This window comes from Rhizobium sp. C104 (assembly GCF_022354505.1).
GTDB classification, from domain to species: Bacteria; Pseudomonadota; Alphaproteobacteria; order Rhizobiales; family Rhizobiaceae; genus Rhizobium; species Rhizobium redzepovicii.
The window spans coordinates 189,852-211,969 of the sequence record NZ_CP092349.1; the positions used below are offsets into that span (position 1 = coordinate 189,852).

General features: G+C 62.5%; 19 protein-coding genes and 1 pseudogene. 10 read left to right on the forward strand and 10 right to left on the reverse strand.

Features of this window, described 5'->3' with window-relative positions:
• Position 1: 1 nt before the first annotated feature.
• Positions 2 to 1,129 carry a PAS domain-containing sensor histidine kinase gene (locus MF410_RS24145; RefSeq protein ID WP_097627804.1) on the forward strand — a complete coding sequence of 376 codons (1,128 nt, stop codon included), beginning with the start codon at positions 2 to 4 and terminating at the stop codon, positions 1,127 to 1,129.
• 97 nt (positions 1,130 to 1,226) lie between these two features.
• Here the strand turns inward: MF410_RS24145 and MF410_RS24150 are convergent, their stop codons facing one another.
• From MF410_RS24150 to MF410_RS24180, 7 genes are all read right to left on the reverse strand, one after another.
• Positions 1,227 to 1,991 carry a FadR/GntR family transcriptional regulator gene (locus tag MF410_RS24150; RefSeq protein ID WP_097627805.1) on the reverse strand — a complete coding sequence of 255 codons (765 nt, stop codon included), beginning with the start codon at positions 1,989 to 1,991 and terminating at the stop codon, positions 1,227 to 1,229.
• A 21-nt stretch (positions 1,992 to 2,012) separates the two neighbouring features.
• Positions 2,013 to 3,074, reverse strand: a complete 1,062-nt coding sequence (locus MF410_RS24155) for a four-carbon acid sugar kinase family protein (RefSeq protein ID WP_097627806.1) — start codon at positions 3,072 to 3,074, stop codon at positions 2,013 to 2,015.
• Positions 3,071 to 4,063 carry an oligopeptide/dipeptide ABC transporter ATP-binding protein gene (locus MF410_RS24160; protein WP_097627807.1) on the reverse strand — a complete coding sequence of 331 codons (993 nt, stop codon included), beginning with the start codon at positions 4,061 to 4,063 and terminating at the stop codon, positions 3,071 to 3,073. Before MF410_RS24160 ends, MF410_RS24155 begins: the two co-directional genes overlap by 4 nt.
• A complete protein-coding gene (locus tag MF410_RS24165) occupies positions 4,063 to 5,070 on the reverse strand; it encodes an ABC transporter ATP-binding protein (protein WP_097627808.1) in 1,008 nt (335 codons plus the stop codon). The genes MF410_RS24160 and MF410_RS24165 overlap by 1 nt, the downstream gene beginning before the upstream one ends.
• The gene (locus MF410_RS24170) at positions 5,067 to 6,026 is read right to left on the reverse strand and encodes an ABC transporter permease (protein WP_054184967.1); all 960 of its coding nucleotides are present in this window, start codon (positions 6,024 to 6,026) and stop codon (positions 5,067 to 5,069) included. The genes MF410_RS24165 and MF410_RS24170 overlap by 4 nt, the downstream gene beginning before the upstream one ends.
• 2 nt (positions 6,027 to 6,028) lie before the next feature.
• Positions 6,029 to 6,985, reverse strand: coding sequence for an ABC transporter permease (locus MF410_RS24175; RefSeq protein ID WP_097627809.1), 957 nt, complete (start codon positions 6,983 to 6,985; stop codon positions 6,029 to 6,031).
• 131 nt (positions 6,986 to 7,116) lie between these two features.
• The gene (locus MF410_RS24180; RefSeq protein WP_097627810.1) at positions 7,117 to 8,754 is read right to left on the reverse strand and encodes an ABC transporter substrate-binding protein; all 1,638 of its coding nucleotides are present in this window, start codon (positions 8,752 to 8,754) and stop codon (positions 7,117 to 7,119) included.
• A gap of 324 nt (positions 8,755 to 9,078) precedes the next feature.
• On the opposite strand from MF410_RS24180, the gene MF410_RS24185 reads away from it, so the two are divergent.
• The 4 genes from MF410_RS24185 to pdxA all read left to right on the forward strand — a co-directional run bounded on the left by MF410_RS24185 (position 9,079) and on the right by pdxA (position 13,667).
• Positions 9,079 to 9,999: a dihydrodipicolinate synthase family protein gene (locus MF410_RS24185; RefSeq protein ID WP_097627811.1), complete on the forward strand. Its 921-nt coding sequence runs from the start codon at positions 9,079 to 9,081 to the stop codon at positions 9,997 to 9,999.
• The gene (locus MF410_RS24190) at positions 9,996 to 11,180 is read left to right on the forward strand and encodes an exo-alpha-sialidase (RefSeq protein ID WP_097627812.1); all 1,185 of its coding nucleotides are present in this window, start codon (positions 9,996 to 9,998) and stop codon (positions 11,178 to 11,180) included. The genes MF410_RS24185 and MF410_RS24190 overlap by 4 nt, the downstream gene beginning before the upstream one ends.
• A gap of 352 nt (positions 11,181 to 11,532) precedes the next feature.
• Positions 11,533 to 12,666, forward strand: coding sequence for an iron-containing alcohol dehydrogenase (locus tag MF410_RS24195; protein WP_097627813.1), 1,134 nt, complete (start codon positions 11,533 to 11,535; stop codon positions 12,664 to 12,666).
• 14 nt (positions 12,667 to 12,680) lie between these two features.
• On the forward strand, positions 12,681 to 13,667 hold the full coding sequence (gene pdxA / locus MF410_RS24200) for a 4-hydroxythreonine-4-phosphate dehydrogenase PdxA (RefSeq protein ID WP_097627814.1): 987 nt from the start codon (positions 12,681 to 12,683) through the stop codon (positions 13,665 to 13,667).
• 56 nt (positions 13,668 to 13,723) lie between these two features.
• Here the strand turns inward: pdxA and MF410_RS24205 are convergent, their stop codons facing one another.
• Positions 13,724 to 14,206, reverse strand: a complete 483-nt coding sequence (locus MF410_RS24205) for an RES family NAD+ phosphorylase (RefSeq protein WP_097627815.1) — start codon at positions 14,204 to 14,206, stop codon at positions 13,724 to 13,726.
• Positions 14,203 to 14,634 (reverse strand): antitoxin Xre-like helix-turn-helix domain-containing protein, encoded by a 432-nt coding sequence (locus MF410_RS24210; RefSeq protein ID WP_097627816.1) that lies wholly within the window; start codon positions 14,632 to 14,634, stop codon positions 14,203 to 14,205. The genes MF410_RS24205 and MF410_RS24210 overlap by 4 nt, the downstream gene beginning before the upstream one ends.
• 172 nt (positions 14,635 to 14,806) lie before the next feature.
• On the opposite strand from MF410_RS24210, the pseudogene MF410_RS24215 reads away from it, so the two are divergent.
• From MF410_RS24215 to MF410_RS24235, 5 genes and pseudogenes are all read left to right on the forward strand, one after another.
• A pseudogene (locus MF410_RS24215) lies at positions 14,807 to 15,608 on the forward strand (alanine--tRNA ligase-related protein).
• A gap of 243 nt (positions 15,609 to 15,851) precedes the next feature.
• Positions 15,852 to 16,865: a sugar ABC transporter substrate-binding protein gene (locus tag MF410_RS24220; RefSeq protein ID WP_097627817.1), complete on the forward strand. Its 1,014-nt coding sequence runs from the start codon at positions 15,852 to 15,854 to the stop codon at positions 16,863 to 16,865.
• Positions 16,866 to 16,927: 62 nt separating this feature from the next.
• Complete coding sequence (locus tag MF410_RS24225; protein WP_097627818.1) at positions 16,928 to 18,478, forward strand: sugar ABC transporter ATP-binding protein; 1,551 nt, start codon at positions 16,928 to 16,930, stop codon at positions 18,476 to 18,478.
• A complete protein-coding gene (locus MF410_RS24230) occupies positions 18,468 to 19,487 on the forward strand; it encodes an ABC transporter permease (protein WP_097627819.1) in 1,020 nt (339 codons plus the stop codon). Before MF410_RS24225 ends, MF410_RS24230 begins: the two co-directional genes overlap by 11 nt.
• Before the next feature lie 2 nt (positions 19,488 to 19,489).
• A complete protein-coding gene (locus MF410_RS24235) occupies positions 19,490 to 20,494 on the forward strand; it encodes an ABC transporter permease (protein ID WP_097627820.1) in 1,005 nt (334 codons plus the stop codon).
• A 23-nt stretch (positions 20,495 to 20,517) separates the two neighbouring features.
• On the opposite strand, the gene glpK is transcribed toward MF410_RS24235, so the two are convergent.
• On the reverse strand, positions 20,518 to 22,020 hold the full coding sequence (gene glpK / locus MF410_RS24240) for a glycerol kinase GlpK (protein ID WP_097627821.1): 1,503 nt from the start codon (positions 22,018 to 22,020) through the stop codon (positions 20,518 to 20,520).
• Between the last annotated feature and the right edge of the window lie 98 nt (positions 22,021 to 22,118).

Consider the following 22,118-nt stretch of genomic DNA (forward strand, 5'->3'; position numbering starts at 1 on the left):
GATGGATCAAGCCGCGCCGAAAAACCTTCAGGACGACTTCGAGAACCTCTTCGAAAATACAATGGCGGGCAATCTCGTCGTCTCGCCTGGCGGCGTCGTCCTTCGAGCGAACAGTCGGCTTGCCAGCTGGCTCGGCCGCTCGGCGCAGGATTTGGCAGGCAAACGCCTGTCCGACCTGCTGAGCGTCGGCGGCAGCATCTATCTCGAGACCCATCTCGCGCCCATGCTCAGGATGCAGGGCGAGTTCGAAGAAATCATGCTTGAGATGCGACACTCCGACGGGGGCAAGATTCCGGTTCTGATGAATGGCTTCGAGCAACGCGATGCTGCAGGGCAACCCCTGTTCCTCAGGCTGACCATCATACGGGCATCGAACCGGCTGACCTACGAGCAGAACCTGCGAAAGGCGGGCAAACAGGCACGCGAAGCCCTTGCAACGGTCGAGGGGACGCTTCTCGACGAACGGGAGACGGCGGCGCTTCGCGAGCAGTTCATCGCCGTCCTCGGTCACGACCTCAGAAACCCGCTCGCCGCGATCGACGGCGGCATGCGCGCGATCGCCAGATCACCCCTCAATGAACAGCAGGAAAGGATCGTGTCGCTCGTGGCGGCGACGGTCAAAAGGATGAGCGGTCTCATTGACGACATCATGGATTTTGCCCGCGGGCGACTTGGCGGCGGGATTCCGGTAAGGCTGAGCGAGACCGATTTGTCTGCTGTCCTGCATCAGGTCGTCAACGAGATTTCCGGAGCCCGTCCCGGCAGAAGGATCGAAGCGGACGTCGAACTCTCACTGCCGATCATGTGCGACGGTCCGAAACTCGCACAGCTCACGTCGAACCTCCTTGCCAACGCCGTCGCACACGGATCCCCGGACGGCCCGATAACAATCACCGCCCGTTCGACGGCGGCGGGGTTCGAGCTCTCGGTCGCTAACACCGGAGAACCGATACAGGCCGATGCCGTTGAGCGGTTATTCCTGCCATTCACCAGGGTCGCGGATGGCGGCAAGCAAGGGCTCGGGCTTGGCCTCTATATCGCCAGCGAAATTGCCAAGGCGCATGGCGGTCGGCTGCGGGTGGTATCCGACGACACGCGGACGGTGTTCACCCTTGAAGTCCCTACGTGAGCTTCAAGGCAGGAGCGGAAAGCATCGTCGCGAAGTGACTGTCATCGGTATCATACTCCGATCCGACCACGATAAGCGCTTCGCTCTCCGGGCGCGTTCAGAAGGACAGGTCGAGCGCCCTGCCTTCGAACAGACGGTCGCGGGAGCCTTCGAGATGGGCCTTCATCAGCCTTTGCGCGTCGTCGGCCCGCCCATCGGCGATCGCCTTGTAGATGGCGTTATGCTCTTCATAGACCTGTTCCAGCCCCTGGCGGGGGCCAAGGAGGGAAAGGCCGTGGAGATGCATGCCGACGGCGATATGGGCCTTCAGCGCATCGATCGAAGCGGTGTAATAGTGATTGTTGGCTGCCTCCGTCACCGCGCGGTGGAAGATGAAATCGGCATCGGTGCGGTGGAGCTGGTGGCTGGTCGCCTCGCGCAGATCGGCAAGGGCGCTGGCGATCTTCTGGATCGCCTGCTCATTGCGGCGCTTGGCGGCGAAATAGGCGGCGGCCGGCTCGATGGTCAGGCGGAATTCGTAGCAGCGCTGAATGTCGGCGATGGTCTTGACCGGCGAATAGGCGAGCTGCGTTGTCGGCGAGCCATGGGCGCTGACGAAGGTGCCGGCGCCCTGCCGGGCATAGACCATGCCCTGATCGCGCAAGCGGGCCAGCGCATCGCGCACGATCGGCCTGGAAACACCCAGGATCGAGGCAAGTTCATGCTCACCCGGCAAGCGTGAATCCGGCGGATAGTTCCCGCCGCGGATACGCTCGAGCAGTTGGTCGAAGACGCGGTCGACCAGCTTGACGGCCTTGCCGCGTTCGGGCTTGCCCGGCGGGCCGGCTTCCGCGTTCAACGATTCGCCATTCACTTCAACCACGTCATTCTCCCCGGCGGTATCTTATGCCGCCTGATTCCGAAGAACCAGTTTTAACAAACTATCCGGCTTACCGAAGCCCCCCGACTTGACGGCGCACCGAAAAGACCGGCCGTCGGCGGCCGTGACATCGAACCAGGGAATGCCGGCCTCGATCTCGCCCTTCGGCGTAAGCACCCGCACCCCCAATGCACGGAAAACCGCCAGCGCCGTATCACCGCCGCCGACCATCAGCATATCGGGTCTGGTATCGTCGATCACCCTTTTGACGCCTGCGGCAAAGTCACCGGCGACAAGCGTCGCATCGGCCGCCATCTCGCCGCTGCAGCGCAGCAGCACCGGCAGCGCCAGGCCCTCCCCGCATTCGATCTGCCCCTTCGGCGCATCCACCACCATGCGTAAGGCGCCCGAGGCTTCGAGCCGGTTCATCTGGGCTGAGGTGATCGGATCGCGCGAGCCGAAGGCAAACAGCGTGCGCGGGCTCGCCGTAAATTCCGTCGCCGGCCGCCGCCCCATTTCGCCGAGCCGGCGGGCGAACGCCGCACCGAGGCCGCGCGCACCGACGCCAAGCGTCGTCAGCCAGACATGACCCTCGACGATCTGATCGAGATCGGTATCGTCTTCGGCATCGGCAACGACAATATTGTCAGCCCCCGCGAACAGATCGGCAATCGGCAGCGGCCTGTCGACACCGCGGCCAACGACGCAGCCGCGGTAGGTCAGGCGCTCCTGATCGGGAATGGCAGGCGCCACAAGAATGTTCTTCAGGCCGAGCGCAGCTGCCAGCGTCAGGCTTTCCGCCGCGACATTGCCCTTCAGCCGGGAATCGATCTTCTTCATGACGATGCCGGGCTTCGCGCCGCCAAGCATCTCCACAGCCAGTCGGATCCTTTCGGCCGCCTCGCGCTCGTCAAGGGCGCGAGAGGCGGTGTTGATGACCACGACGTCGCAGCCGGTGGCAATCGCATCCCGGGCCGCCGCGACATCGACGGCGACCGCCACCGAAAGGCCGGCGGCGATAAAGGGCGTGCCGGTATCGAGCGCGCCCGTCAGATCGTCGGCAATGATCGCGGCCTTGAGCGTCATGCAATCTGCTCCGTATTGACGGCGTGACAGGCGACGAGATGGCCGGGCTTGGCTTCCTTCCAGACAGGGATGACCTTGCTGCAGACCTCCATCGCGATCGGGCAGCGCGTGTGGAAACGGCAGCCTGACGGCGGGTTGAGCGGGCTCGGCACGTCGCCCTGCAGAATCTGGCGCTGGCGGGTACGTTCATGCTCGGGATCGGTCTCCGGCACGGCCGATAGCAGCGCCCTGGTATAGGGGTGCAGTGGATTGTCGAAGAGCTCCTCGCGGGTCGCAAGTTCGGCAAGCCGGCCGAGATACATGACGCCGACGCGGGTGCTGATATGGCGCACCACCGCAAGGTCATGGGCGATGAACAGATAGGTCAGCCCGTACTTCTCCTGCAGATCGAGCAGCAGGTTGATAATCTGCGCCTGGATCGATACGTCGAGCGCCGAGATCGCCTCGTCGCAGACGATGAATTTCGGCTGGCAGGCCAGCGCCCGGGCAATGACGACGCGCTGGCGCTGGCCGCCGGAAAGCTCGTGCGGATAACGCTGGGCAAAGCGCGTGGGCAGGCCGACATCGGTCAGCAGCGTCGCCACCTTCTCCTTCAGCTCGGCCTTGGTGCAAAGCTTATGGAAGAGGATCGGCTCGCCGATCGCCTCGCCCACCGTCATGCGCGGATTGAGCGTCGAATAGGGATCCTGGAAGACGATCTGCAGGTCGCGGCGGAACGGCCGCATCTGCTTCTCGTCGAGCGTCGCGAGATCCTGGCCCTTGTAGACGACCCTGCCGCTGGTCGCCTTGTAAAGATTGAGGATGGTGAAGCCGGTCGTCGATTTACCGCAGCCGGATTCGCCGACGAGGCTCAGCGTCTCGCCCTCCATGATGTCGAGGTTGACATTGTCGAGCGCATAGACGGTTGCCGAGCGTTCGCCGAAGGCGCCGAGCCTGACGTGGAAATGCTTGACCAGGTTTTCAACCTTAAGCAGCGGTTGCGCAGCCATTACGCGGCCTCCTGCATTCTCTGGACGACGAAACAGGCGGCGCGATGGTTACTACTGCCGCTCAAGGGTTCGAGCCGCGGCACCTTCTCATGACAGATCGCCTCGACGAGTGGGCAGCGCGGCGCAAACGGGCAGCCCTTCGGCCGGCGGCCAGGCTCCGGCGGCGTGCCGCCGATCGAGCTCAGCCGGCTTGCCGGCGGGTCCGACAGTTTTGGGATCGAGGAGAGCAGGCCGCGCGTATAGGGATGGCTTGGCCGGGCATAGAGCTCGTCGACGGGGGCGTCCTCGACGACCGTGCCAGCGTAAAGCACGGCAACGCGATCGACGAGGCCGGCAATCAATGCCAGATCGTGGGTGATCCAGACGACCGACATGCCGAGCTTGGCGCGCAGATCCTTCACCAGATCGACGATCTGGGCTTGGATGGTGACGTCGAGCGCCGTCGTCGGCTCATCGGCGATCAGCAGTTTGGGATTGCAGGCAAGGCCGATGGCGATCATCACGCGCTGGCGCATGCCGCCTGAGAGTTCGTGCGGAAAGGCCTGCAGCCGTTCTTCTGGGCCAGGAATGCCGACGAGGCGTAGAAGCTCGACAGCGCGGGCACGGGCCTCAGCCTTTTTCATTTTGCAGTGATAGATCAGCGGCTCGCAGATCTGGTCGCCGACGCGCATGACGGGATTGAGCGAGGTCATCGGATCTTGGAAGACGAAGCCGATATCGCCGCCGCGCACCTTGCGCAACTCGCCATTCGACATCGTCTGCAGATCGCGGCCGTCGAAGGTCGCGGTTCCATTGGTGACCTTGATCTTGTTCGGCAGGAGCCGCATCAGGCTCAGCATGGTGAGGCTCTTGCCGCAGCCGGATTCGCCGACGACACCCAGCGTCTCTCCCTTGTCGACATGGAGATCGATGCCGTCGACGACGACGGCCGGACCATTGCGGCCGTCGATCTCGACGGTGAGGTTCCTGACATCGAGCAGGCGTTCTCTGTTTTGCGTGTCCATCATTTGCTGCCCCGCGGATTGAGCGCGTCGTTGAGGCCGTCGCCGAGGAAGCTGAAGGCAACCGAGGCAAGGCCGAGCACGGCCGCCGGAGCGGCGAGAAGATGCGGATAGTGCTGCCAGACGCGAAGGCCGTCCGAGATCATATTGCCCCAGCTGGGCGTCGGCGGGTTGACGCCGACACCGAGGAAGCTGAAGGCGCTTTCCAGCACCATCGCCGTGCCGAGACCGGCGCTGACCGAAACGATCAGCGGCCCGAGCGCATTCGGCACGACATAACGCTTGATGATGACCCAATTCGACAGGCCGAGCGCCTGGGCCGCGGTGATATAGGGCCGGCTGCGGATCGACAGCACCTGGGCGCGCACCAGGCGCGCGTAAGGCGGCCAGGAGATCAGCGCCATCGACCCGAAGACGAGGATGAAATCCACCCAGATCGTCTGGCGGTAGAAGGGATTGAGGGTCTCGAGGTAACGCGCCTCCATCCAACGGGTGATCGGCGATTTCAGCGAGGCGTTGATGACAACGACGAGCAGCAGGTTGGGAACCGACATCGTCACGTCAGTCAGCCACATGATGACGCGGTCGAAGGGATTGCCGAAGAAACCCGCTACGGCACCCAGCGTGAGACCGATCAGCACCGCGAAGAAGGTGACGATGACCGCGACGAGGAAAGCGGTCCGCGTGCCAAAGACCACGCGGCTGAAGACGTCGCGGCCGAGATCGTCGGTTCCGAAGAGATGGCTCATCGACGGCAGGGCGTTGCGAGCGTTGAGGTCCTGGCCGAGATAGTCATAGGGCGTCAGGTAAGGCCCGAAGATCGCCGTGAAAGCGAGGATCAACACGATGACGAGACCGAAGACGGCGAGCTTGTTGCGCTTCAGCCGATACCAGGCGTCGCGCCACAGGCTGACCGGCTGTTCCTCGACGGTTTCAGGGGTGGAAAGAGGGATTGCGGACATGGTCAGCGGCTCCTTCTTGCATCATTGGCGCGTGGATCGAGCAGCGGATAGAGCACGTCGACCAAAAGGTTCGACACCATCACCAGGAACGACCCGATCAGCGTGATCGCCAGAATGACGGGATAATCGGAATTGATCAGCGCCTGCACCGTCAGGCGCCCGAGGCCCGGCAGGCCGAAGACCAGCTCGACGAAGATCGCGCCGTTGACGATGGTGATCATGATCAGGCCGAGCTGCGTCACGACAGGCGTCAGCACCGGCCGGAGGATGTGGCGGACCGCCACGACGATCTCGGGCACGCCCTTGGCGCGGGCGGTGCGGACGAAATCCTCCGACAGCACCTCGATGACGGCGGCGCGCGTCTGGCGCACGATCAGCGCGATCGGCTGGAAGGACAGCACCAGCAGGGGCAGCAGGATGCGCACATCGAAAATGCCGCCCCAGCCATAGGGCACGCTCGCACCCGGCAGCAGCACGATGAGGCCGACCATCAGCAAGGGGCCTGCGACATAGGCCGGGATCGCCCAGAGGAAAAGCGCCGAGCCCAGAATGGCGTAATCGAGGCGCGAATTCTGGTTCAGCGCCGCGATCATGCCGAGAGGAATGGCGACCACGGTCGTCAGGATGACGGAACAGAGGGCAAGCTGGAACGAAACTGGCGCTGCGGCCGAGACCATTGCCCAGACGGAGCGGCCCGAAGTCAGCGAATTGCCGAACTGACCATGCAGCAGATTCCAGATGTAGAGGCCGAACTGCTCGATGAAGGGCCGGTTGAGGCCCGCACTTTCGCGGATGGCTTCGATGCGCTGCGGATTGTAGGCGACGTCGCCCGGCGCGCGGAGGAAGATCAGCTTGATCGGGTCGCCGGCGCCGTAGAAGGCCAACGCGTAGACGGCCAGCATCACCACCAGAACGGATGGAATCCAGATGGCAAAACGGGTTAGCACGTAGCGCAGCAAGGCCACCTCCCACCTGTTGTTCAATGCGTTCCCGTCTTTGGCCGACGCCCGACAGATCGCATCTCTTCTTGAAATTTGCGCGAAGACCTTGCGGCCTTCGCGCGTTTATCGCCAGGAACGATAGTTCCGATTCAGCCGATCGAAATGTTCCACGGCTCGACGATCTGCCAGTCGAGGTTCTTGTCCAGACCCTTGACCTCCTTGGTAGCCCAGCGCGACATCGCCTGAGAATACCACGGGATGAAGGCCCAATCGTCGCGGAACGCCTTCTGGGCTTGCTGGGCGAGAGCGATGCGCTGCGGATCGTCCGCGGCCTTGGTCGTCGCCTCGGCAAGGGCGCTGTCGACCTTGTCGTTCTTGTATCCGCCGAGCTTGTTCTGCGCGTTCGACGAGGTCGAGGCAATGCAGCCCGCCAGGTAGGAGACGGCATCGGGAACGCGGGTGCCGACGTCATCGCGGAAGATCTGGACCGAGTTCTGGTCGGGGCCGGCATAGGCGTCCTGCTGCGGCTTCATGTCGACCGCAGTGATACCGAGGTTCTGGCGCCACTGCTCGGCGATGAACTGGGCGGCGGCCTGAATGGCCGGCGCCGAGACGCCGACGAACATGATCTTCGGCAGGCGCTCAGGCCCGCCATAGCTCGATTCGGCAAGCAGTTTCTTGGCGGCTGCCGGATCGTATGGAAAGGGCTCGAAGCCGGAATTTTCGGCGCCCGGGACCGAGTTGAGGATCTGGTCGGCCTTCTTGTGCGGTCCATCCGGATAGGACGCCTTGAACAGGCCGTCGCGGTCGACGGCCATGATCAGTGCCTGGCGGACCTTCGGATCGTCCATCGGTGCGCGCGAGATATTAAACCAGAAGTGCTGGCTGGTCGGGATCAGCGGACCGGCCGAGAATTCCGGGCCAAGATCCTGGATGATCGTCGAGGTGACGAGTTCGGTATGGGCGTTGAACTCGCCGGATTTGATCAGCGATGTCGCCGTCACATTGTCTTCGATCGAGGTGACCTCGATACGGGCAAGCTTCGGCTTCGGCCCGAAGAAATTCTCGTTCGGCTCGAAGGTCAATTTGCCGGCGTCGATATCGATGCTCGTCAGCTTGAAGGGGCCGGAGAAGACCGGCTTGCTGTCGGGCTTGTACCAGTCGATGATCTCCTCGCCGTCACTGCCGCGCGACTGCGAGGCCTTGGTGATCGGCGCGATATGGTTTGCCAGACGCATGAAGAAGATCGGGTCGGCCGCAGCCAGCGTCACGACGACCGTTCCCTCGTCAGGTGTTGCGACACCGGTCAGCTCCTTGCCGGAGCCGGCGGCGATTTCAGCGTAGCCCTTGACCTTGCTCAGCACCTGGTCGGCGCGCTGGCTCTTGGTGTTCGGCATCGAGGCAACTTCCCACGATCCCTTGACATCGGCCGCGGTGATCTTGCTGCCGTCGGAGAAGACGGCCTTGGGGTCGATTTTGAAGGTCCAGACCGTATTGTCGGCCGATTCCCAGCTGGTGAAGACGTAAGGCTTTATATTGCCCTGGCTGTCGAAATACATCGGCGCCGCCCACCAGATCGAATTCCAGCGGAAGGTTCTGCCGCCGCCGCGCAGCGGCGACCAGTCCTGATCGAAGGCCGGATGTGCGACCTTCAGGACCTGGCCTTCATCGGCCATCACGATGCGCGCATTCATCCCGAATACGGTGAGGCCGACGCCGGCCGCCAGACCGAGCTTCAGTGCGTTGCGACGCGATAGATTGGTATTATCAGATGGATCAAAAGACATGGCATTCCCTCCCAGGTGAATTCGGCAGCGCTCTCCCTGCACCTGCCAGGCGCAGCACAATCCGTCTCATATCGTTCTCTCGTTATTGTAAATATGTCAACAAAAAATCGCATTTTTTGCTGCAATAAAATTTAACTCGAAAAATATCACTGCAATATCAGCGAGATAATTTTTGCATTCGGCATGAATGCATTTTGTCTTCTTGACAAAAGTGCTGCAATGGAAAAGTTCTTAGCACTCCATCGCAGATGCATGACAATCGGATGCGCAGCCGGACGGGTTGAACACGGATCGGCGAGATAGAACACGCCGAAGGAGGGGAAAATGAGCCATCACAGGATCACAGGCGTATTCAGCGCGGCCGCAACGCCGCTGACGGCTGACAATACGCCGGATCTCGCGCTTTTCATCGACCATTGCAGGCAACTGCTGGCCGAGGGATGTCACGGCGTGGCCCTGCTCGGCACGACGGGCGAGGCCAATTCCTTTTCCGGAGCGGAGCGCCGCGCCATATTGGAGGCGGCTGTGAAGGCGGGCATTCCAGCAGACAGGCTTTTGCCCGGCACCGGCGTCGTCGCCATTCCGGAAACCGTGGAACTGACCCGGCACGCGTTGTCGCTCGGTGTCACCAAAGTGGTGATGCTGCCGCCCTTTTATTACAAGGGCATCTCCGACGACGGCCTCTTCGCTGCCTACTCACAGGTTCTGGAAAAAGTCGCCGACACGCGTCTGCAGGTCATTCTCTATCATATCCCGCAGGTTTCGGGTGTTCCGCTCACCATTCCGCTGATCGGCCGGCTGATTGCGGCCTTTCCGGAAACGGTCGTCGGCATCAAGGAATCTGCCGGCGATTTCAATAACATGCAGGCCATTATCGCCGCCTATCCCAGCTTTTCGGTGCTGGCGGGCGCCGATCCGCTGCTGCTGCCGCTGATGAAGGCCGGCGGCGCCGGCTGCATCACCGCCACCTCCAATCTGGTGGCGGATTCGCTGCGCACCGTCTATGACCATGTCCGTGACGAGGCGCGCGCCGCCGATGTCGAGGCGGCGCAGGCGCGCATCAACGCCTATCGCACGCTTTCTAATTCCTACGTCCAGATCCCGACCATCAAGGCAATGGTGGGGCTGAAGACCGGCAATCCCGCCTGGAAGCGCACCCGCGCGCCGCTGATGCCGCTGAGCGAGGCGGATTACGCCGCACTCGCCGAAAGCTATGCCAAGCTGCCTTGGGGAGATCCGCGATGAATTTTACCGGCCTGCCTTCCGAAGCCGTGCCCGATTTGATGACCGGGGTCATCACCGCTCATCCCTCTGTCGCGGGCCGTGCCGATGCCTATCTGCCCTCGCCCTGCATCCAGAACCACGCGGCAAATCTCGCCTTTCTGCGCGACGGCACGCTGAGCTGCGTCTGGTTCGGCGGGACGATGGAGGGCATGGGCGATATTTCGATTTACATGTCGCGGCTGGCCCCGGGCTCCGAGCGCTGGTCGGAGCCTGAGAAGATGAGCGACGATCCGGAGAAATCCGAGCAGAACCCATTGATTTTCAATGCTCCGGACGGCAAGACTTGGCTGCTCTATACCTCGCAAACCTCGGGCAATCAGGACGGTTCCGTTGTCAAATGCCGCCTATCGGATGACGGCGGCAAAAGCTTCGGCCCGGTCAAGATCCTCTGCGACAGCCCCGGCACATTCGTTCGCCAGCAGATCGTCGTCAATGGCAAGGGCGACTGGCTGCTTCCGGTCTTTCGCTGCGTCGGCCTTAGCGGCCAGCGCTGGAGCGGCGATGCCGACACCGCAGCGGTGCTGATCTCGCGGGACGGCGGCGCGAGTTGGCAGATGCGCGATATTGCAGACAGCATTGGCGCCGTGCACATGAACATTCTGCCGCTCGACGGCGACGACATGATCGCCTTCTACCGCAATCGTTTCGCCGAGAGCATTCTTTCCAGCCGATCGTCCGATGGCGGCGAAACGTGGAGCGCGCCCGAGCCGACCGAACTGCCGAACAACAACTCCTCGATTCAGGCCACGGTCCTAAATGATGGAGCGATTGCAATGGTTTATAACCATTCGAATGCAAGCACATCGGATGCTCGGCGCCAGTCTCTCTATGACGAAATCGAGGGCGGCGAGACAGGAGAGGCCACTGTTGTCGCCGATATAGGCCGCAAAGCGGTCTGGGGCGTTCCGCGGGCGCCGCTCAGCCTTGCGATCTCCAGGGATGGCGGCAAGAGTTTTCCGCATCGCGTCGATCTCGATACCGGCGACGGTTTCTGCCTCAGCAACAATTCGAAGGATTCGCTGAACCGCGAATTCTCCTATCCCTCGGTCATCCAAGGCAGCGACGGCGCGCTGCATATCGCCTACACCTACTACCGGCGCGCCATCAAATATGTGCGTCTCGCTCCGCAATCGCTGCCCTGAACCACGTGGCAGCGGGAAGATTGTAAACCTGCATCCGATCGCGTGCGAAAGGATGCGGGGCCGCCGGCGTGAGACTGGCTCAGCGCCAGGAAATTGACAAGAGAGGTGCGCCCGCGAATGGCCGTCCGGCCCTTCGTGCTCAAAAAGGTATTTCCATCGCCTGACATACTTAACAAACTGATATTACTGTATATTATGACGCAGTAACGCCGCTTGAAAACGTTTGCCGACCATATGCCTAACGATAAAAATTTCCGCGTCTTGGAATGCCAGCTTGACATTGATCTTACAACTTTACAATAAAGAGGGCGACGACATTGTTGCCGCTAGATCTTGCAGGGAGGACTGGTTCATGGCCAGCTTGGATTCGCCGATCACGATCGTTCGGCCGCATCTGATCGAATTCGGCATCGGCACGGCGGGCAAGCTCGGCAAATGGGCTGCCGAAAAAGGCTATAGGCGCACGCTTGTCATCTCCGACGCTTTCAACGCCTCACGCATCGACGTGCTGGAACTCACGGGCCAAGTCGCCGTCTTCTCTGAAGTGACACCCGAGCCGGATACGGCCAATCTCGAAAAGGTGCTCGCGGCGGCGAACGGCGCCGATGCCGAGCTGATCGTCGGCTTCGGCGGCGGCAGCGCCATGGACCTGGCAAAACTTGCCGCCGTTCTTGCCGGCTCCGCGCAGACGCTGCATGATGTCGTCGGCCCGAACAAGGTGCATGGGCCGCGAAAGGTAGCGCTCGCCCAGGTGCCGACGACTTCGGGCACCGGCAGCGAGGCCGGCATCCGCGCGCTGGTCACCGATCCCAGGACGATGGCGAAGCTTGCCGTCGAAAGCCTGCACATGCTGGCCGACATCGCCGTCATCGATCCCGCCTTGACCTTTACCGTGCCGGCGCGCACCACGGCTGCCACCGGCGTCGATGCCATGGCTCACTGCGTCGAGGCCTTCACCAACCGCAAGGCCCACCCGATGGTCGATATCTATGCGATCGAGGGAACGCGACTGGTCGGCAAATATCTCGCCCGCGCCGTCAAGGATGGCAACGACGCCGAAGCGCGCGCCGGCTTGTCGCTCGCCTCGCTTTACGGCGGCTTCTGTCTCGGCCCGGTCAACACCGCCGGCGGCCATGCGCTCGCCTATCCACTCGGCACGCGTTGGCATGTGGCGCATGGCGCGGCGAATGCGCTGATCTTCCCGCATGTGCTTGCCTTCAACACGCCGTCTGCGCCTGAGAAGACGAAAGCGGTGATGGAGGCGCTTGGGTGCCAGACCTCTGACAACATCGCATCCGTCTTCGATGCGGCCTACGCTTTCTGCGCCGAGCTCGGCATCGAGATGAAACTTTCCGCCCTCGGCGTTCCGGAAAGCGACCTCGACGCCATGGCCGACGATGCCTTTGCCATCCGCCGCCTGCTCGACAACAATCCGCGCGATCTCACGCGCGCCGACATTCGCTCGATTTACACAGCCGCGTTCTAGAAGGGGTTTTGACGATGGACAGGAATGCGAAAGTCGCAGTGACGCTCGGCGATCCCGCCGGCGTCGGTCCCGAGGTGATCGTCAAGGCCTTGGCGGCCCTTCCGAGCCAAGAGCGCCGCGATTTCGTCATCGTCGGCAATGTCGAAGCGCTGGAGCGCGCCAACCGCGTCAGCGGCACCGGGCTGACATTCCGGCCTGCAGATGCCGGCGGCAATGACAGGATTGCCGTCGATGAAGTTGCGCTCGGCGCGGCCCTGCCGGAGATCGGCAAGGTGAGCCCCGTCGCCGGCGACGCCTCGGTGCGCTATATCACCCGCGCCGTCGATCTCGCCATGTCAGGTCAGGCCGATGTCATCGTCACCGCCCCGATCAACAAGGAGGCGATGAATCTGGCCGGCCACCACCATGACGGCCACACCGGGCTTCTCGCCCATCTCACCGGTTCGAAGAGCTCCTTCATGCTGCTTGCCTCCGAACGGCTGAACACCATCCATGTGTCGACCCATATCTCGCTGAAAGGCGCAATTGAACGCGCCAAGACCGAACGGGTTCTCGCCACCATCGAAGCCGGCCACGGGCATTTCCTTCGTCTCGGCAGGAAGGCGCGCATCGCCGTTGCCGGCCTTAATCCGCATTGCGGCGAAAACGGCCTCTTCGGCACCGAAGACATGGAATTCCTGGCACCCGCCGTCGAGCAGGCGCAGGCTAAAGGCATTGACGTCGTCGGCCCGATCTCCGCCGATACGGTGTTCGCCCGCGCCTATAACGGCGCCTTCGATCTCGTCATTGCCCAATATCACGATCAGGGCCACATCCCGATCAAGCTCGTGGCCTTCGAGACGGCGGTCAACGTCTCGCTCGGCCTGCCAATCGATCGCGTCTCGGTCGATCACGGCACCGCCTTCGACATCGCCGGCACGGGAAAAGCCAACCACGTCAACATGCTCTCGGCCATCGCCTATGCCCGACTAATGGCGCGCGCTCCGCGGCAGACGGTGTGATCCCAACATTGTAAAGGGTGACGGCGCGGAAGGGCGCGATTGCGACCGACACCCCATCACATGCCGAACAGACGGCGATCCCAGAAAACGGGTTGGTGGAGGCTGACCGTGATCGATCGGAATTCCGGGTGGGCCGGATTGATCAGCACGTTCCGGTCGACGCGGGCGACGACGCTTGGCACCAGCAGGATGGCGCTGCGCTTCTCCTGGCACCACTTTTCGCCGAAAGCCTTGCTGACAGAAGCCGGCATACTGTCCCAGCCAGGCAGCGCCGGCTCTGACAAGACCTCGTAGCTGAGCCCGCGCGGCATGGTGATCGTGACATAGTGCTGGTTGGGCGGCAGCCTACCGCTGCCATGGACGAGCTTTTCGAGCAGCGCCGTCGAATAGTGCTCGCTCGTATAGATGATCGGGCTGCCCGAGGTGTTCCACCGTCCCGGCGCGATAGTCGAGCCGGTGGCATCGAAGATAGGGTAGGTTCCGTTGGGATCGCCGATGCGGACGGATGTCAGCGTTCGGTCAAGAAGCTGTGCGCTCACGCAGCGCTGCCGTATTTCAGGCTTCCAAGGATATCGAGCACGAGCTCGCCGCCGATCTCGCTCTGGATGACGACATCGATCGGCCGCCTGTCCTCCAGCATCGCATGCGGGCGAAACAGGAAATCCCGCGCCTCCGCCTCGGTCTGCCAGACATCGAGCGCCAGCCCCCAGACCCGCGCGAGACGGGCGAGCCTTATGCCCTCGTCGGAGGAGAGCCGATGCTTGGACTTGCGCCGCTCATAAGTGGCCTTGGGAACGAGCTTGTATTTGAACTGGGTGTCATCAGGCGCCAGAAGCAGCGCCATGCGGTCTAGCGCCTTGACCGGCAATCCCGCCTCGATGCTGGAGAGCAGGCCGAAGGCCGAGCGCGACGCCGGCTCCCTGGAGGGTAGCCCGAGAACATCGGCAACGGCAGCAAATCCCATCATGACAATGGCTCCTTTTCACTTGAGGTTATATTTAGTCTCAAGTGGCCCAATGATCAAGACCGTGATTTGCCGAGTTGCCGATGGAGACGGATTGCCGCGCGTGCGGGAGATCGCTATCTTCCCGGAAGGCACACGAAAGACGAAGGAGGCTGCCTATGTCACCGCGGGACGCCTGATCCAGCACTATGGAGACTTCTGCCTTTTCAAGGGCATCGATTTCACACGCATCGCATCCGTACGGCCGCATGGTAACACCACGCTCTTCTGCAGCGCCGGCATGCAGCAATATAAACCCCTCTTCTCCGATCCTTCCTACATTGGAACTGTCGCAAACAGCCAGGCCTGCCTGCGCATGGGCGACCTCGACGAGATCGGCGATGGAACGCATCTTCTGCACTTCACCATGCTCGGCCTTTTTCTCCTTCAGGGAAATGACCGTCGGCAACGCCATCGATTTCTGGCTCGAATTTCTGGGAACGCTGGGGCTCGTGCCGGATCATGTCACGATCCATCCCGATCGCCTGATGGAATGGACGCCGCTCTATCGCGGAGGTGTGGCCATAGTTGCAGATCCGGAATGCACCTGGAGCGATGGCAGCATCAGCGGATACTGCACCGAGTTCTACAAGCATGGCGTCGAGACCGGACATCGTCAATCCGCTCGGAACCTGCATCGACGTCGGCTTTGGCGCCGAACGTCTCAACTTGATCGTCAACGGGACGCAGCAAGACGATGCACGATCGTGCAACGCGGCTACCGGCCGGGCAACAAGGAGCAGGGATACGTCCTGCGAAAGCTGCTCCGCCGCATCCACAAGATCGGCGGCACGCTCACCGAAGAGGTCGAACGCCAGAAGCGGCTACGCGCAAAATATCTGCGCCTGCGTGACCGTCACGCCGAGATGAGTCCCGACTGGTGGTTCGACACCCACGGCATCGACTTTTCCGAACTCGGCGAGACGCTTGACGAATAGCTTGAACAAGGCCGTCCGGGCACGGGAGGCCTTCCCTCACGCGAAAGCGTCCATTTTCCGGCGACGTTCGTCGCCGCCATTATCCCATGTCCCGCACCATCAATCGTTGCGGCAAACCCGGCCAGGAAAAGTATGCCGTCCGCTCACTCTTTTTCTTAGAGAGCGACTTTTTGGAAATTCCTTTCTCCTCATTTCCATTAGTCTACTTAATTTATAGAAATTATTTAATCGGAGAGAGTGGTCATGAGCATTGAAAAGTCCGGAAGCCGATTCGGAAGACGAGACCTGTTGAAACTGTCCGCGGCGGCCGGGGTCGCCGTCGCCGGCGCTTCGCTGGTCGGGCAGAAGGCGGTTTTGGCAGCAGACGAAGAGCTGTCGCTGAAAGGCAAGCGCATCGCCATCAGCGCGACCGGCACCGATCATTTCTTCGACCTGCAGGCCTATAATGCCCAGATCGAAGAGGTAAAACGCCTCGGCGGCGAGCCGATCGCCGTCGATGCCGGGCGCAATGACGGCAAGCTGGTGTCGCAGTTGCAGACGCTGATCGCCCAGAAGCCGGATGCGATCGTTCAAATCCTCGGCACGCTCAGCGTTATCGACCCCTGGCTGAAGAAGGCGCGTGACGCCGGTATCCCGGTTCTGACCGTCGACGTCGGCTCGACCAACTCGATCAACAATACCACCTCCGACAACTGGGGCATCGGCAAGGACCTGGCGCTGCAGCTCGTCTCCGATATCGGCGGCGAAGGCAATATCGTCGTCTTCAACGGTTTCTACGGCGTCACTCCCTGCGCGATCCGCTATGACCAGCTGGTCAATGTCGTCAAATATTTCCCGAAGGTGAAAATCCTCCAGCCGGAACTGCGCGACGTCATCCCGAACACCGTGCAGGACGCCTTCACCCAGATCACCGCAATCCTTAACAAATATCCGGAAAAAGGTTCGATCAAGGCGATTTGGTCGGCCTGGGATATTCCGCAGCTTGGCGCAACCCAGGCTTTGGCGGCGGCCGGGCGGACCGAGATTCGTACCTACGGCGTCGATGGCAGCCCCGAGGTTCTGCAGCTTGTCGCCGATCCGAATTCGCCGGCCGGCGCCGATGTCGCCCAGCAGCCGGCGGAAATCGGCCGCACCGCCATCCGCAACATCGCCAAGCTGCTCGCCGGCCAGACCCTGCCGCGCGAGACCTATGTTCCGGCGCTCATCGCCAACAAGGCCAATGTCGGCGAAGTCACCAAGAAACTCGGCATCGGCTGAGCTTGTCTGATGGGCGATCCAGCCTCGCTGGATCGCCCCGGCAGGATGACCGGAGAAATCGTATGACGGCCATTTCCTTGAAGCAGCCGGTGACGGCGAGCGACGACATCATCCGCTTCGAAGGCATCGTCAAACGATTCGGGGGCGCGCAGGCGCTGGCCGGTGCGTCGCTGATCGTCAGGCGCGGCACCATTCACGGTCTCGTCGGCCAGAACGGCGCCGGCAAATCGACGCTGATCAAGCTGCTGGCCGGCCTTCACCAGCCCGATGACGGCCGGATCGAAATCGAAGGACAGATATTCGACAGGCTGACGCCGCATCTTGCCGAAGAACTCGGCATCCACTTCATTCACCAGGACCGGCTGCTGGTGCCGACATTCACCGTCGGCGAAACCCTCTTCCTCGGCCGGGAACCGCGGATATCAGGCACGCCCTTCCTCGACCGGCGTCTGATGCAACGACGCGCATCCGATATTCTCAACGAATATTTCGGTCTCCGTCTGCCGAACGGCACCCTGATCGGCGAATTGTCGACCGCCGAAAAGCAGATCGTGCAAATCACCCGCGCTCTCCTCAATCAGCCGAAGGTGCTGATCTTCGACGAGCCGACGGCCGCCTTGGTGGCCCGCGAGGCCGATATCCTCTTCCGGCTGATCCGCCGGCTGCGCGACGAAGGCGTCACCATCATCTATATCTCGCACTATCTGAACGAAATCGAAGAACTCTGCGACCAGGTCACCGTGCTGCGCAACGGGCTTGATGTCGCCTCCTTGCCGATCAGGGACACGTCGGCCGCAGCGATTGCCCGGCTTATGGTCGAGCGCGACATCGAGGAGATGTTTCCGAAGCCTGAGGTGACGCCGGGTGAGGAGATCCTCAAGGTCGAGCAGCTGTCGGCGCGGGGAAAATACAGCGACATAAGCTTCACGCTTCGCCGCGGCGAGGTGCTCGGCCTCACCGGCCTGCTCGGCTCCGGCGCAAAGGAGCTGGTTCGCACCCTCTTCGGGCTGGAGACACCCGTTTCCGGCCGCATCGAAATCAACGGCAAGCCTGCCCGTTTCGCCAATCCAACGCAGGCAGCCGGTCGCGAAATCGCGCTGGTACCGGAAGATCGCCGCCGCCACGGCGTCGCGCTCGACCTCAGCGTCGCGGAAAATATCAGCCTCTCCAGCCTTGCCCGCTTCACGCGTTTCGGCTTTCTCGATCGCAGACGCGAGCAAAGCGAGGTCGAGGCGCTGATTGGGCGGCTCCAGGTGAAAACCAATGGCCGCGATGCTTTGCTGCGAACGCTCTCGGGCGGCAACCAGCAGAAGATCGCCATCGCCAAATGGCTGAGCCGCCGCTCCGAGGTCTATCTCCTCGACGAGCCGACTGTTGGAGTCGATATCGGCTCCAAGGTCGAGATCTACAGGCTGATTGGCGAACTCGCGGCGCGCGGCGCCGGCGTTATCGTGCTGTCTTCGGATCTGCCGGAACTCGTCGGCATCACCGATCGCATCCTCGTGCTCTTCCGCGGCCGCGTGGCGCGCGAATTCATCTCGTCGGAAACCAGCGCGGATGCCGTGTTGGCGCAATCGACCGGATCATCTAAGGGACAGCGCCATGTCGGCTGAAATTGAATTCGCGCCTTCCGGTTTTGCCGCTGCTGAGCCGCCGGCCCGGCCGGCCGGCAATCTTGCGGCTGCGACTTTGCGCTTCGGATCGCTCATCGCTTTTGCCGCCATCCTGGCGATCTTCTCGTTGACCGCGCCCTATTTCCTCAGCATCGGCAATATCGGCAACGTGCTTGGCCAGTCGGCCATCTCGGGCGTGCTTGCCATCGGACTGACGGTCGTGCTGATCGCCGGCGGCTCCAATGTCGTCACCGGCGGCATCGACCTGTCGCTGGCGGCCAATATGGGCCTCAGCGCCGCCGTTTATGCCAGCCTGACGCAACTTGGCTATGGCGATGCGACAGCGATCGCGGCATCGCTCCTTACCGGCGCGCTGATCGGCTCGGTCAATGCCATTGCCGTCGTCTATGCTGGCATTGTGCCGCTCCTCGCAACGCTTGCCGTCATGAATATCGTCGCCGGCCTGGAACTGGTGCTGACCGGCAATACCGTCCTGCCGGCCTCGACGCCCTTCCTATCGGCGCTTTCGGCTTCGGATCCTTTCGGCATACCGGTTCTTGCCTATGTGCTCCTCGGCTTCACGGCCATTGCGGCGGCGATCGTGCAATATACGCCGCTTGGCCTGCATCTTTATGCCGTCGGTGAATTTCCTGATGCGGCGCGTGCCGCCGGCCTGCCGCTTCGCCGCCTGCTCGCCGGCGCCTTCGTCGCCAGCGGCCTTTGCGGCGGCATCGCCGGCATCCTGTCCGCTGCCTATCTGAGCGGCAGCACGACCGGTGCCGGCGAGATGCTGCTGCCTGTCGTCGTGACGGCCCTGCTCGGCGCGGTTTTTTCGCGCCGACTGGTTCCGACGGTCACAGGAACGCTGCTTTCGGCGTTGCTTGTCGGCTTCCTCACCAACGGCTTCCAGCTGCTGAACATATCGAGCACGCTCGTCAGCGGCGTCCAGGGCGTACTCATTCTCATCGTCGTTTCCGCGACCACGCTGCTGCGCCGGCAGGAGACCTGACCATGTCGCTCCAGACCCCTACCCCCGCCACAACGACAGGCCTGCGGCGCCTTATCACCGGCGGCCTGTTGCGCTATGGGCTGATCCTCGCGCTGATTGCGGTCTTTGCCGCCTTTTCCGCGGCAACGCCGACATTCCTGACGCTTGCGAACCTGCAAAGCATCCTGGTCAATAACTTTACGCTGCTTGTCATCGTCTCGATTGCCATGACCTTCGCGGTCGCGTCGGGCGGCATCGATCTTTCGGTGGGCACGGCGATGGATTTTGCGAGCTTCGCCTTCGTCTCACTCGTGCTTGCCGGACAGCCGGTGGCGATCGCCGCGATCGCGGGGCTGGCGGCCGGAGCGTTCGTCGGCGCCTTCAACGCATTTCTGATCTCCGGGATCGGCGTGTCGCCGTTCCTGGCAACGCTCGGCACATTGTTCATCGGCCGCAGCGTCCAGCAATTGCTGACCAATGGCGGCAATCCGGTCTATCTGCCGCCGAACGGCGTGCCGGAAGCCTTCCGCTTCCTCGGCCACGGTGCGATCGGCGGCTTTCCCACGCCGCTTGCCATTGCCATTGTCGTCATCGCGGCCGTCGCGGTCGTTTTTGCCCGTACACGGTTTGGCCGCGTCATTCTGTCGATCGGCATCCAGCCGGGCGTCGTGCGTTATTCCGGCATCGCAGCACCGGCCCATGTCGCGGTGACCTTCATCCTGGTCGGGCTGATCGCGGCGATCGCCGGCCTGATCCTGACCGCGACCGTCACCACCTACATCCCCTCCTCGGGCAATGCCTTCCTGCTGAACGCCATCGGCGCGACATTCATCGGCACGACGCTCAGCCCGCTCGGACGGCCGAATGTCGCCGGCACCGTTCTCGGTGCGCTGCTGCTCGGGATCGTCGCCAACGGGCTGCTGCTGACCGATCTGAATTTTTACTGGCAGCAGGTCGGCACGGGAACGCTGATCTTCGCGGTGCTGGCTCTCAGCTTCATCAACAGGAAAGCCGCCGGCAGCGTATAAGAGAAAGCCATACGGGACAGGTGTCAGCCCGCCGAGGCGTCCGAAATCATCCGCGAGACGGCATTCTTCCAGCCGATGATCTTGGCCTGCCGTTCGCCCTCTTCCATCGCGGGGCTGAAGCGGCGGTCGCAGGCCCAGGCCTGCGCAAAATCCCGTCTGCCGGGCCAGATGCCGGCTTTCGAGCCGGCAAGCCAGGCGGCACCCAGCGCTGTCGTCTCGCGGATCGCCGAGCGGTCGACGGGATTTCCGGTCATGTCAGCCAGGCACTGCATCGTCCAATCCGAAGCCGCCATGCCGCCATCGACGCGCAGCACGGTTTCCAGCTGGTTGACGCCCCAGTCCTTCTTCATCGCCACCAGCAGGTCGAGTGTCTGGTAGGCGACAGATTCGAGCACGGCGCGGGCAAATTCCGCCGGTCCGCTATTTCGCGTCAGACCGAAGATCGCGCCGCGCGCTCCCGGATCCCAGTAGGGCGCGCCGAGGCCGGTAAAGGCGGGGACGATATAGACCTGCTGCCCCGGATCGGCTTTGGCCGCAAGCACGCCCGCCTCCGACGCCTGGCCGATGATGCCGAGCCCGTCGCGCAGCCATTGCACGGCGGCGCCGGCGATGAAGATCGAGCCTTCGAGTGCATAGGTCGTCTCGCCGTCGAGCCGGTAGGCAATCGTCGTCAGCATCCGGTTGGATGAGGAAACACGATCCCTGCCGGTGTTCAGCAGGGCAAAGCAGCCGGTGCCATAGGTGGATTTCATCATGCCGGGCTCGAAGCAGGCATTGCCCACGGCCGCCGCCTGCTGGTCGCCGGCGACGCCGAGGATCGGAAGCTCCGCGCCGAACAGCGCCTTGTCGACACGGCCGAAATTATCGGCGCATTCCCGGACTTCGGGAAGCATCACGGCCGGGATGCCGAGAATGCCAAGCAGCTCCTCGTCCCAAACGCCGTCGTCGATATTGTAAAGGAGGGTTCGCGACGCGTTGGTCGCATCGGTGGCGTGCACACGACCATCAGTCAGATTGTAGATCAGCCAGCTGTCGATCGTGCCGAAGCAGACCTCGCCCGCCTCCGCCTTCTCCCGCAGGCCGTCGACATTGTCGAGCAGCCAGCGCAGTTTGGTTCCGGAGAAATAGGGGTCGAGCAGCAGGCCGGTCTTGGCGCTGAACAGCTTCTCATATCCGTCGGCCTTCAGGCTCTCGCACATTTCGGCCGTGCGCCTGTCCTGCCAGACGATCGCCCGGTGAAGCGGCGCGCCCGACCGTCGGTCCCAGACGACCGCCGTCTCGCGCTGGTTGGTGATGCCGATCGCGGCAATGGCAGCGGCATTCGTGCCGGCATCGGCAATCGCCTTGCGCACCGTATCGACGACGGACTGCCAGATCTCAGTGGCGTCATGCTCCACCCAACCGGGCTGCGGGTAATATTGGGTGATCTCCGCCTGGGCCGAGGCGGCCATTTTCATGCCGCCATCGAAGATGATCGCGCGCGACGACGTCGTGCCCTGGTCAATTGAAAGAATATAGCCGCTCATATCCGTCTCCGGCTCGCACGAAACCGCTCCGCCCGGCAAGGAGGGCGGATGCGGAGATTTCATGAGAGAAAGATTGTGGGTGCCACCGGCCGTGGCCG